Consider the following 11999-nt stretch of genomic DNA (forward strand, 5'->3'; position numbering starts at 1 on the left):
GCCTCAGCCCTCTAAAACCACATGCCCAACCCGGCATGGGTTGGCCGCTAATTATTCAATCTTGGCGCTCAGCGCCGCGTATCTCGAGGGTCTTACCGGCCGTACCTGAAAGCGCAAGAACCGGGCCCCTACAAAAGAGCGCTGCTTTATACCAGAAAGCCCCCAGCGCAACAAGGTTAAACGCACATTCCCCGGCGAGCTTCGCACTGCAATTTCCGCTTCCAGACCTGCCAGCAACAGCAATAGCGCAGATCGACCGCTCGTCGCCGAGACTGATTGCCCTGCCCTCATTTAATAGCCTAGGGTAAGACCTGCGCCAGCGTCCCCACGCGACCAAGGAGTTTGCCATGCGTCTCGCCGCCCTACCGCTACTGCTCGTTCCACTGATTACGCCCGCCCTGACCCTGGCCAGTACGCTCAGCGTCTGCACTGAGGCCAGCCCAGATGGCTTTGATGTGGTGCAGTACAACTCGCTGACCACCACCAACGCATCAGCCGACGTGCTGATGAACCGCCTGGTGGATTTCGATGCGACCAGCGGCACGTTGCAGCCGAGCCTGGCGCAAGCCTGGGAAGTCAGCCCGGATGGCCTGAGTTACAGTTTCACCCTGCGCCCGGACGTGCAGTTCCACAAGACCGAGTACTTCACCCCCACCCGCCCACTAAATGCAGATGACGTGCTGTTCAGCTTTCAGCGCATGCTTGATCAGGCGCACCCGTGGCACAAGGTCGCCCCCAGTGGTTATCCCCACGCCCAGTCGATGCAGCTGCCCAGCCTGATCAAATCCATCGAAAAAACCGGCGAACACAGCCTGCGTTTTAGCCTTAATCGCCCGGATGCCACCTTTCTCGCCACCTTGAGCATGGGCTTCGCGTCTATCTATTCCGCCGAGTACGCCGCGCAATTACTGGCAGCCGGCACGCCGGAAACCCTCAACAGCCAGCCCATCGGCACAGGGCCGTTTGTCTTCAAGCGCTTCCAGAAGGACGCCAGCGTGCGCTACAGCGCCAACCCAAGCTACTTCGCAGGCAAGCCTGCTGTGGACAATCTGGTATTCGCGATCACACCCGACGCCAACGTGCGCTTGCAGAAGTTACGCCGCGGTGAGTGCCATATCGCACTGTCGCCGAAACCACAGGATGTTCAGGCGATCAGCGCTGATAACAACCTGAAAGGCACCCACACCGCAGCCTTTATGACCGCCTTCGTCGGCATCAACAGCCAGCACCCACCGCTGGATCAACCCGCCGTACGCCAGGCGATCAACCTGGCTTTCGATAAGGCCAGCTACCTGAAAGCGGTATTCGAAAATAGCGCCGAGGCCGCCAACGGCCCCTATCCACCGAATACCTGGAGCTACGCCAGCGAACTGGCCGGCTACCCCCACGACCCGCAGAAAGCCCGCGAGTTGCTCAAGCAGGCCGGCCTGGCCGATGGTTTCAGCACCACCATCTGGACCCGCCCCACCGGCAGCGTACTCAACCCCAACCCGAGCCTGGGCGCGCAGTTGCTGCAGGCTGACCTCACCAAAGTCGGCATAAAAGCAGAAATCCGCGTGATCGAATGGGGCGAGCTGATTCGCCGCGCCAAAGCCGGCGAGCATGACCTGCTGTTTATGGGCTGGGCAGGCGACAACGGCGACCCGGACAACTTCCTCACCCCGCAGTTTGCATGCGCCTCGCTCGAATCCGGGCTGAACTTCGCGCGCTATTGCGACCCACAACTGGACCAGCTGATCGCCGATGGCAAAAGCACCAGCGACCAGGCGCAGCGCAGCCAGTTGTATAAAAAGGCGCAAACAATCATCCAGCAACAAGCGCTGTGGCTGCCGCTGGCCCACCCGACCGCCTACGCGCTGACGCGCAAGCAGGTCGAGGGTTATCAGGTCAGTCCATTCGGTCGCCAGGACTTTTCCAAAGTGCGCCTGGCGCCTTAGAGCCAACCGTACTCGGCCATCGACAGCGGCTCACCGTCGCCGACGATAAAGTGGTCGAGTACGCGCACATCCACCAGCTCCAGCGCCTCTTTCAGGCGGCGGGTCAGCACCCGATCCGCCTGACTGGGCTCGGCGACACCGGACGGATGGTTATGGGTCAGAATCAGCGCGGCCGCGTTGTGCGCCAAGGCGCGCTTGACCACCTGACGGGGGTAGACACTGGCACTGTCGATGGAGCCATGAAATAGCGCTTCAAAGGCCAGCACTCGGTGCTTGGAATCAAGAAACAGACAGCCGAACACCTCATGCGGCTCATGCCGCAGTAACGCCTTCAGGTAATCACGCACAGCCTGCGGACTTTCTAACGCGGAATCGCGGCGCAGTTGTTCGGCCAGGTGCCGACGTGCCATCTCCAGCACCGCCTGCAGCTGGGCGAATTTGGCGGGCCCCAGGCCTAGCCGCTGACTGAACGAAGACAGGTCGGCCTGTAACAACGCCCGCAGGCTGCCGAAGTCGCCCAACAGATGACGCGCCAGATCCACAGCACTCTGCCCGGCCACTCCGGTGCGCAAGAAAATTGCCAACAACTCAGCGTCGGTGAGCGTGGCGGCACCTTGAGCGAGGAGTTTTTCCCGTGGGCGCTCGGCCGCCGGCCAATCACGAATACTCATCACACCTCCATGTGTGCTAAAAGGCGCGACAAAGCGCCACGTCAGCGAGCGCAAAGCCAAGCCAGGCAAGCACTTGGCAGCGCTACTCGCATACAACCCTTGTGCTATCGTAGCCCAACTTTTACGCGGCGACCGGCCTGGGGAGGTGTCAGCGTCGCGGTGTATACCCATCTCTATAAAAGGCAGGCCTATGCAGCGGCTGTATCGGAAACGCATCATTGTTGGCGTGGGCGGCGGTATTGCCGCGTATAAAAGTGCTGAGCTGATTCGCCGACTCAAGGACCAGGACGCCGATGTACGCGTGGTCATGACCAAAGGCGGCCGTGAGTTTATTACGCCACTGACCCTGCAAGCCCTGTCCGGGCATCCGGTGCACCTCGACCTGCTCGACCCCGAGGCCGAAGCGGCCATGGGCCACATCGAGCTGGCGCGCTGGGCCGACCTGGTCCTCATCGCCCCCGCCACCGCCGACCTCATGGCGCGCCTGGCTCAGGGTGTCGCCGATGACCTGCTGACCACACTGGTGCTGGCCACCGACGCCACCGTCGCTCTCGCACCAGCAATGAACCAGGCCATGTGGCGCGACCCGGCGACCCAGGCCAACGCAGAGCTGCTCAGCGCGCGTGGCCTGCACCTCTTTGGTCCTGCTGCTGGCAGCCAGGCCTGCGGCGATGTCGGCCTGGGGCGTATGCTCGAAGCGGAACAGCTGGTGCAGTGCGCCGCCGACTGCTTCCAGCACCAAGCACTGACCGGTAAGCATGTACTGATCACAGCGGGCCCGACCCAGGAAAACATCGACCCGGTGCGCTACATCACCAACCACAGCTCCGGCAAGATGGGCTTCGCCCTCGCCGAAGCAGCCGCCGAAGCCGGCGCCAAAGTCACCCTGATCAGCGGCCCAGTACATCTGCCAACACCTGAGCGCGTTACCCGCATCAACGTCACCAGCGCCCGCGACATGCTCGCCGCCTGCGAAGCCGCGATGCCCTGCGACCTGCTGATCGCCGCCGCTGCGGTGGCCGATTACCGCCCGGAAGTGGTCGCCCAGCACAAATTGAAAAAAGACCCCACCAGTGGTGATGGCCTGCTCCTGCAAATGGTCCGCAACCCGGATATTCTCGCCACCCTGGCGGGGCGCAGTGATCGGCCGTTCAGCGTCGGCTTTGCCGCCGAAACCGAAAATCTGCTGGAGTACGCCTCGCGCAAACTACGCGACAAGAATCTCGACCTGATTGTCGCCAATGACGTGGCCAACCCCAGCATCGGCTTCAACAGCGAAGAAAACGCCATCACCATCATCGACCGTGAACTGCAACAAAGCAGCTTTGCCCAGACCAGCAAGAGCAAGATTGCCCGCCAGCTGGTGAGCTTTATTGCCGAGCGCATGGCCAGCTGCTGACGCCCACTTACCGAATAGAGCCCGATATGCACGCCTTACAAGCCAAGATCCTTGACCCGCGCCTGGGCACCGAATTTCCGCTGCCGCACTACGCCACACCGGGCTCCGCCGGCCTCGACCTGCGCGCCATGCTCAAGCAGGAGCTGGTGCTTGAGCCGGGGCAAACCGTATTGATCCCCACGGGCCTGTCGATCTACATCGGCGACCCCGGTCTTGCCGCGATGATCCTGCCGCGCTCGGGCCTGGGTCACAAACACGGCATCGTGCTGGGAAACCTCGTCGGCCTGATCGACTCGGACTACCAGGGCGAATTGATGGTGTCTTGCTGGAACCGCGGACAAAGCGCCTTCACCATCGCCATCGGCGAACGAATCGCCCAGCTGATTCTGGTCCCGGTGGTGCAAGCGCATTTCGAACTGGTTGAACAGTTCGATGAGAGTCAGCGTGGCGCAGGCGGCTTTGGCCACTCCGGTAGCCATTGATTGCCTTAATCTAATTTCCAGGATGAATTGCCGAGGAGACGCTGCATGAAACTCTTCAAGCGCACGGCCAAGGACACTGACGAGACAACCGCCAGCGCCCAACTGACCAGCGCCCCCGCCGAGGCCAAAGCGACCAAGAACAGCCCCAACGCCCTGTTACCGGGCATGCTGGCTGCCTTGATCGGCATCATCCTGGCCGGTGCACTGCTGTGGTTTGGCCCGCTTAACAGCGCTTACCAGCAGCAACTGCAACAACTCAGTCAGGCGTGGGGCGGTGGTCAGGCGACTGTGCTGCAGAAAGCCCTGCAACAACTGAGCGCCGACACTCAGGCGGCTGCGCGCAACCCGCAACTGTTGCAGGCCCTACAAAGTCAGGACATCACTCAGGTACGCGCAGCCGAACGCAACCTCACTTACTGGTACGGGGTAGTCGACGCGCACCTCAATGCCCGCGGCCAGGCTGTGCAGGACATGGGCCGCAGCGCGCCGATGAACTTCGCCGCGCTGGACATGCTGCGCCGCGCCGAAAACGGCCAGACGCCTGCACCCGAGGCCTACAAGGTCGGCCAACGCTGGCTGGTGTATAGCGCCGCGCCGCTGCGTCTAAGCGAAGGTGAGCCGCTGCATGGCACCCTGCTGCTGGCTGTAGACTTGGAGCGTCTGCTCGCTAGCCTACCGGTGATGCCTGCCGAAATCGGCCAGATCCAGCTGATCCAGCAATTCAATAACACCGCTGCCCAGGTCCTGGCCCAGCGCGGTGACGCGCAAGGCAACGCGCAGTCATTCAGCACTGGCAACCCCAACTGGACGGTCAGCTTTACCCCTGGCCCGTCACTGACCAACCCGGTGTTCTCGCCGCTGCTGCTGGCCATCGCCGGGCTACTGGCTCTGGCTGGCGCCATTACCGGCCTCTACCTGCTGCAGAGCAGCCTGCAACGCCACCTGCGTGACGACGTGCTGCAGCTGGGGCAGATGCTCAAGGAGCTGTCCGCCGGCAAGGCCGTCAAGGCGTTCAGCCTGAGCCTGCCTGCCCTGGATATTCTGGCGCAAAACCTTGCACGCATGCCGCGCCGCGCTACGGAACAGGCCGCCGCCCCGACTAATAATGCAGGCGCAGTCAATCCAGGCGTCGCCGCTATGCAGACGCCTGCCAGCGCCATGGTCGACCCCCTGTTTCAGGACACCGACATCCTCGATATCGATATTCTCGATGAAGACCAGGACCTGCTCGGCCTCGATGAACCGACGCCAGCCCCCTTGCAGACGAAAGCACCCAAACTGCCAGCCGATATCTTCCGCGCCTACGATATTCGTGGCGTAGTCGGTCGCACCCTGAATGCCGAAACCGCCTACTGGATCGGCCGCGCCATCGGCTCACAAAGTCTGGCCCAGGGCGAGCCGAACATCGCCGTCGGCCGCGACGGCCGTCTGTCCGGCCCGGAACTGGCGCAACAGCTGATCCAGGGCCTGCTCGACTGCGGCTGTAACGTCAGCGATGTCGGCATGGTGCCGACGCCTGTGGTGTATTACGCAGGGCATATCCTCACCGGCAAATCAGCGGTGATGCTCACTGGCAGCCACAACCCACGCGATTACAACGGGTTCAAGATCGTCATAGCCGGCGACACCCTGGCCAACGAACAGATCCAGGCGCTGAAAGCACGCATCGACAACAACGATCTGGCCAGTGGCGTCGGCACGGTCGAGCAGGTTGACGTGCTGGAGCGCTACTTCAAGCAGATCCGCGACGACATCGCCATGGCCAAGCCCATGCGCGTGGTAGTCGATTGCGGCAACGGCGTAGCCGGAGTGATCGCGCCGCAATTGATCGAGGCCCTAGGCTGCTCGGTCATTCCGCTGTACTGCGAAGTCGACGGCAACTTCCCCAACCATCACCCTGACCCCGGCAAGCCGGAAAACCTGGCGGACCTGATTGCCAAGGTGAAAAGTGAGAAAGCCGATATCGGCCTGGCCTTCGATGGCGATGGCGATCGCGTCGGCGTGGTAACCAATACCGGCACCGTCGTCTACCCCGACCGCCTGCTGATGCTGTTCGCCAAAGACGTGGTGTCACGCAATCCCGGCGCGGACATCATCTTCGACGTCAAATGCACGCGCCGCCTGACCCCGCTGATCAGCGGTTACGGCGGCCGCCCGGTGATGTGGAAAACCGGCCACTCGCTGATCAAGAAAAAAATGAAGGAAACCGGCGCGCTGCTGGCCGGCGAAATGAGCGGGCATATCTTCTTCAAGGAGCGCTGGTTCGGCTTTGACGATGGCATCTATGCCGCCGCCCGCCTGCTGGAAATCCTCAGCCAGGATCGCCGCGACGCTGAACACGTGTTCAGCGCCTTCCCCAATGACATTGCCACCCCGGAAATCAATATCCAGGTCACCGAGCAGAGCAAGTTCAGCATCATCGAGCGCCTGCAGCGCGACGGTGTATGGGGTGAAGGCAATATCACCAACCTCGATGGCGTACGCGTCGACTACCCCAAAGGCTGGGGCCTGGTGCGCGCGTCCAACACCACGCCGGTGCTGGTACTGCGCTTCGAGGCGGAAACCGAAGAAGAACTTGAACGGATCAAGGAAGTCTTCCGCGCCCAGCTGTACAGCACGGTGCCCGACCTCGACCTGCCGTTCTGATTGATTAGCGAATTTTCTACTGGAGCCCTGCATGACCCTCGAACGTGATGCCGCCACCAACGTCGCCAAGGTACTGTCCGAAGCGCTGCCGTATATCCGCCGCTTCGTCGGCAAGACGCTGGTGATCAAATACGGCGGCAACGCCATGGAAAGCGAAGAGCTCAAGCAAGGCTTCGCCCGCGACATCGTGCTGATGAAAGCGGTGGGCATCAACCCGGTAGTCGTCCACGGCGGTGGTCCGCAGATCGGTGATCTGCTCAAGCGTCTGTCCATCGAAAGCCATTTTGTCGACGGCATGCGCGTCACCGATACCGCGACCATGGACGTGGTGGAAATGGTCCTCGGCGGCCAGGTCAACAAGAGCATCGTCAATCTGATCAACCAGCACGGCGGCAGCGCCATCGGCCTGACCGGTAAGGATGCCCAGCTGATCCGCGCCAAGAAACTTACCGTGACCCGGCAGACGCCGGAGATGACCCAGCCGGAAATCATCGATATCGGCCATGTCGGCGAAGTCACCGGGGTCAACATCGACCTGCTGAACATGCTGGTCAAGGGCGACTTTATTCCGGTCATTGCACCGATTGGCGTCGGTCAGGATGGCGAGTCATACAACATCAACGCTGACTTGGTGGCTGGCAAGGTGGCCGAAGCGCTGAAAGCCGAAAAGCTGATGCTGCTGACCAACATCGCCGGCCTGATGGACAAGCAAGGCCAGGTGCTCACCGGCCTGACCACAGAACAGGTCGATAGCCTGATCGCCGACGGCACCATTTATGGCGGTATGCTGCCGAAGATCCGCTGCGCCCTGGAAGCGGTGCAAGGCGGGGTGACCAGCGCACATATCATCGACGGTCGCGTACCGAACGCCGTGCTGCTGGAAATCTTCACCGACAGCGGTGTGGGTACCCTGATCTGCAACCGAAAACGCCACTAAGCGCCTGCCAACAATGTGAATCAGCCGGGTAATCCTGGCTGATTCAGCCGCTTGATAGCCTGCTGCAACCCTTGCAGCAGGGCGCCGCAACACCGAAGCTCAGTGATCCCACTGCCAGCCAGAGGTGTACCGCATGCCAACCGCGCCATCCCGTGAAATCTTCAGCTTTTTCCACACGCTGCGCGTTCGCTGGGCCGAAGTCGACCCGCAGAGTATCGTGTTCAACGGTCACTACCTGACCTATGCCGATGTCGCTATCACCGAATATTTCCGTGCCCTGGACATCCGCTATCCGGAAGATTTGAGCCGCGACGGCGGGGATTTCTTCGCCATCAAGACCGTGTTGGGGTACTTGGCCCCCGCCCGTTTTGATGACGAGTTGAACATTGGCATCCGCGTCGCACGCCTGGGCCGCTCCAGCCTGAGCTTTGCCATGGGCATCTGGTGTGGCGAGCAGGCGCTGACCGCCGGCGAAGTGATTTATGTGCACGCGGACAGCGTAAACCGCAGCAGCAGTCCGCTACCGGCATGGTTGAGGGAGAAGATTCTGGCCTTTGAGCGCTGCGCGCCCGAGCAATAAAGCTACCGGTTGCGGCCCAGCAGTTCCTTGAGGCGATCACGATCAGCATTGAAACTGCTGTCCGCCTCTTTACGTGCAGCCTGATAACGCAGGATGTCGTCCTTGAGACGTTCCTGTTCGGCTTTCTGGTTATCGATCTGCGCCAGCAAATGCGCCGGCACTGCACGCCCCGCACGCTCATGGTCAGCGGCCTGACTTTGCAGGTTGGCCTGCTGCGTACGCACCGACTGCAGGTTGCCGCGCGCCACACCAATCAAGCCATCCAACTCGGCCAGCTTGCGCTCACGCGCGCGCTCGACATCGTCTGGCGTGCTGTATAGGCGCAGCAGCTGTGCATCAGAGCTGGCGCGGGCCTTTTCAGCAAGGATGTGTTTCATTTCCTCCGGGCTGGGCGCCGGCGGGATCACCTGAACCACTCGTCCCTGGTCATTCAGCACTTCATAGCCCTTGCTGATGTGCTCCGGCGGCACACCCTGACGGCTAAGCACCGTGGTGCCCTTGTCATCGACGTAGCGGTACAACTCAGCCGCACCCGCCACAACCGGCAGCAGTAGGCCTAGCAACAGCGAACAGCAGGTCAGGGCAGGTCTATGCATCGATGCAGCACCTTATCGACAGGTTAGATTCCGTATTCGGCGCGGTAAGCTTGTACCGCCGGCAGATACTGCTTGAGTTCAGCATCCTCTGCCAGATATTCCAGTACCTGTTCGAGTGACACAATGCTCACCACCGGCATGCCGTAGTCGCGCTCGACCTCCTGAATTGCCGATAACTCGCCTTTGCCACGTTCCTGGCGGTTCAGTGCGATCAACACGCCGGCGGCTTGCGCGCCCTGAGCCTGAATGATCTGCATCACTTCACGAATCGCCGTACCCGCGGTAATCACGTCATCGATGATCAGCACACGACCCGCCAGCGGAGCGCCCACCAAGGTGCCGCCTTCGCCATGATCCTTGGCTTCCTTGCGGTTGAAACACCAGGGCATATCACGTTGATGGTGCTCAGCCAGCGCCACCGCCGTAGTCGCTGCCAGCGGAATACCCTTGTAGGCCGGGCCAAACAGCACGTCGAAGTCGATACCGCTGTCCACCACTGCGGCGGCGTAGAAACGCCCGAGCTGGGCCAGGGCCAAACCGCTGTCAAACAGCCCGGCATTGAAGAAATAAGGACTGATGCGCCCGGATTTGAGAGTGAACTGACCGAAGCGCAGAACCCCACGCTCGATGGCAAAACGGATGAAATCACGTTGATACGCTTGCATTAAAAAGCCCCGGACAGCACGGATTTACTAGGTAATTTAGCTAATAGAGGTGAGCTCGGGTATCATACACGCACGTGATTTTGGGGGCCATTTATGCGGATCATCAGTGTGAACGTGAATGGTATTCATGCTGCAGTCGAGCGCGGTTTGCTCAGTTGGCTGCAAGCACAGAATGCCGACGTCATCTGCCTGCAGGACACCCGCGCCTCCGCCTTTGAACTGGACGACCAAGCCCTCCAACTGGATGGCTATTTCCTCTATGCCTGCGATGCAGAAGTGCCCAGCCAAGGTGGCGTGGCGCTGTATTCGCGGTTGCAACCCAAGGCGGTAATCAGCGGCCTCGGCTTTGAAATGGCCGATCGCTACGGGCGCTACCTGCAGGCCGATTTCGACAAAGTAAGTATTGCCACCATGCTGATGCCTTCGGGACAGCAGGGTGATGAAAGCTTGAATCAGAAATTCAAGTTTATGGACGACTTCACTCATTATTTGGACAAGCAGCGCCGCAAGCGCCGCGAGTACATCTACTGCGGCTCGTTCTATGTGGCACACCAGAAGCTCGACGTGAAGAACTGGCGCGACTGCCAGCAATCACCCGGCTTCCTCGCCCCTGAACGCGCCTGGCTGGATGAAGTGATTGGCACCATGGGCTATGTCGACGCGCTGCGCGAAGTCAGCCGCGAAGGCGACCAGTTCAGCTGGTGGCCGGACAGCGAGCAGGCCGAGATGCTTAACCTCGGCTATCGCTTCGACTACCAGTTGCTCACGCCCGGCATGCGCCGCAGCATCCGCAGTGCCCGCCTGCCGCGTCAGCCACGCTTCTCGCAGCACGCGCCGCTGATAGTCGATTACGACTGGATGCTCAGCGTATAGCCTGATCTGCAGACAATAAAAAGCCGGCCTTTAGCCGGCTTTTTATTGTCTGCAGATCGCTTATTTCACCAAGCGCCAGGCGAATGGATAGCGATAGGCCTGGCCTTCATTGGCTTTGATCCCGGCAATAATCGTCAGCACCAGCGCCGCGATGCTAACCAGCAGCAACAGCGGGAAACCGATTACCACCACCATCAGCAAGAAGCACAGCAGCGCAGCCAGAGCGACGCTGATCTGGAAATTAAGCGCTTCCTTGCCTTGAGCATCGACGAACGGATCAAGGTCCTTCTTGATCTGCCAGACGATCAACGGCCCAAGCAGGTTGCCAAAGGGAATCACCAGCCCGAGAAAGGCCGCGAAGTGGCAAAACATAGCCCACTGACGGGCTTCAGGACCGGGAACCGGTTGTGGCGCTTGGGACTCGTCGCTCATGGTGCTTCTCCGTGCGTGATGGGCGTGTAATACAGCTCAATCAGTCTGCTAGTGCTGCTTGTTGCAACTCGAACAGCTCAGTCATGCCTTTCTGCGCCAACGCCAGCATGGCGTTCAGCTCGGCCGGCTGGAACGGCGCGCCTTCGGCAGTGCCCTGCACTTCGATAAAACCACCGGCGCTGGTCATCACCACGTTGAGGTCGGTTTCGGCGGCGGAATCTTCCAGGTAATCCAGATCCAGCACTGGCTCGCCCTGATACATGCCTACCGATACGGCGGCAATCATCTGCTTGAGCGGATCACCACCTTTCAGACCGCCACGTTTTTTGATCACTTTCAGCGCGTCGACCAGAGCCACCATGGCGCCGGTGATGGACGCGGTGCGAGTGCCACCGTCAGCCTGGATCACGTCGCAGTCGACGTACAGGGTGTTCTCGCCCAGCTTCGACATATCCAATGCGGCGCGCAGCGAACGGCCGATTAAGCGCTGGATTTCCAGGGTGCGGCCGCCCTGCTTGCCACGGCTGGCTTCACGCTGGTTACGGTCACCAGTGGCGCGCGGCAGCATGCCGTACTCGGCGGTCAACCAACCCTGGCCTTGGCCTTTGAGAAAGCGTGGAACGCCCGACTCGACACTGACCGTGCAAATCACTTTGGTATCGCCAAATTCCACCAGTACCGAACCCTCGGCATGCTTGGTGTAGTTGCGGGTGATGCGGATCGAGCGCAACTGATCGGCGGCGCGGCCACTAGGACGTTTCATCTAGGAATTCCTGCTCTG

Annotated in this window: 12 protein-coding genes; 7 read left to right on the forward strand and 5 right to left on the reverse strand. The window is 60.8% G+C overall.

What is annotated here, in order from left to right:
• The first annotated feature begins 347 nt into the window (after positions 1-347).
• On the forward strand, positions 348-1937 hold the full coding sequence (locus tag HCI85_RS07760) for an ABC transporter substrate-binding protein (RefSeq protein WP_167143778.1): 1590 nt from the start codon (positions 348-350) through the stop codon (positions 1935-1937).
• Here HCI85_RS07760 and radC read toward each other — a convergent pair.
• Positions 1934-2608, reverse strand: a complete 675-nt coding sequence (gene radC, locus HCI85_RS07765; protein ID WP_167143781.1) for a RadC family protein — start codon at positions 2606-2608, stop codon at positions 1934-1936. The genes HCI85_RS07760 and radC overlap by 4 nt on opposite strands.
• A 190-nt stretch (positions 2609-2798) precedes the next feature.
• On the opposite strand from radC, the gene coaBC reads away from it, so the two are divergent.
• The 5 genes from coaBC (at position 2799) to HCI85_RS07790 (ending at position 8652) form a co-directional block, all read left to right on the forward strand.
• Positions 2799-4007 (forward strand): bifunctional phosphopantothenoylcysteine decarboxylase/phosphopantothenate--cysteine ligase CoaBC, encoded by a 1209-nt coding sequence (gene coaBC, locus HCI85_RS07770; RefSeq protein WP_167143784.1) that lies wholly within the window; start codon positions 2799-2801, stop codon positions 4005-4007.
• Positions 4008-4033: 26 nt separating this feature from the next.
• Positions 4034-4489: a dUTP diphosphatase gene (gene dut, locus HCI85_RS07775; protein ID WP_090250542.1), complete on the forward strand. Its 456-nt coding sequence runs from the start codon at positions 4034-4036 to the stop codon at positions 4487-4489.
• Positions 4490-4534: 45 nt separating this feature from the next.
• Positions 4535-7135, forward strand: a complete 2601-nt coding sequence (locus HCI85_RS21255) for a phosphomannomutase/phosphoglucomutase (RefSeq protein ID WP_167143787.1) — start codon at positions 4535-4537, stop codon at positions 7133-7135.
• A 31-nt stretch (positions 7136-7166) separates the two neighbouring features.
• Positions 7167-8072 carry an acetylglutamate kinase gene (argB, locus tag HCI85_RS07785; RefSeq protein WP_090250547.1) on the forward strand — a complete coding sequence of 302 codons (906 nt, stop codon included), beginning with the start codon at positions 7167-7169 and terminating at the stop codon, positions 8070-8072.
• Between the two features lie 133 nt (positions 8073-8205).
• Positions 8206-8652, forward strand: coding sequence for an acyl-CoA thioesterase (locus HCI85_RS07790; protein ID WP_167143790.1), 447 nt, complete (start codon positions 8206-8208; stop codon positions 8650-8652).
• Positions 8653-8654: 2 nt separating this feature from the next.
• Here the strand turns inward: HCI85_RS07790 and HCI85_RS07795 are convergent, their stop codons facing one another.
• Together HCI85_RS07795 and pyrE are read right to left on the reverse strand one after the other, a co-directional pair.
• A complete protein-coding gene (locus HCI85_RS07795; protein ID WP_160085997.1) occupies positions 8655-9248 on the reverse strand; it encodes a DUF4124 domain-containing protein in 594 nt (197 codons plus the stop codon).
• Positions 9249-9271: 23 nt separating this feature from the next.
• Positions 9272-9913 carry an orotate phosphoribosyltransferase gene (gene pyrE / locus HCI85_RS07800; RefSeq protein ID WP_167143793.1) on the reverse strand — a complete coding sequence of 214 codons (642 nt, stop codon included), beginning with the start codon at positions 9911-9913 and terminating at the stop codon, positions 9272-9274.
• 93 nt (positions 9914-10006) lie between these two features.
• Here pyrE and HCI85_RS07805 point away from each other — a divergent pair, with 93 nt between their 5' ends.
• The gene (locus tag HCI85_RS07805) at positions 10007-10786 is read left to right on the forward strand and encodes an exodeoxyribonuclease III (RefSeq protein WP_090250555.1); all 780 of its coding nucleotides are present in this window, start codon (positions 10007-10009) and stop codon (positions 10784-10786) included.
• A gap of 60 nt (positions 10787-10846) precedes the next feature.
• Here HCI85_RS07805 and HCI85_RS07810 read toward each other — a convergent pair whose 3' ends face one another.
• Together HCI85_RS07810 and rph are read right to left on the reverse strand one after the other, a co-directional pair.
• Positions 10847-11218, reverse strand: coding sequence for a DUF4870 domain-containing protein (locus HCI85_RS07810; protein WP_160086001.1), 372 nt, complete (start codon positions 11216-11218; stop codon positions 10847-10849).
• A gap of 40 nt (positions 11219-11258) precedes the next feature.
• Positions 11259-11981 (reverse strand): ribonuclease PH, encoded by a 723-nt coding sequence (gene rph / locus HCI85_RS07815; protein WP_090250558.1) that lies wholly within the window; start codon positions 11979-11981, stop codon positions 11259-11261.
• Between the last annotated feature and the right edge of the window lie 18 nt (positions 11982-11999).

This window comes from Pseudomonas sp. OTU750018, assembly GCF_011636575.1.
Lineage (GTDB): Bacteria > Pseudomonadota > Gammaproteobacteria > Pseudomonadales > Pseudomonadaceae > Aquipseudomonas > Aquipseudomonas peli.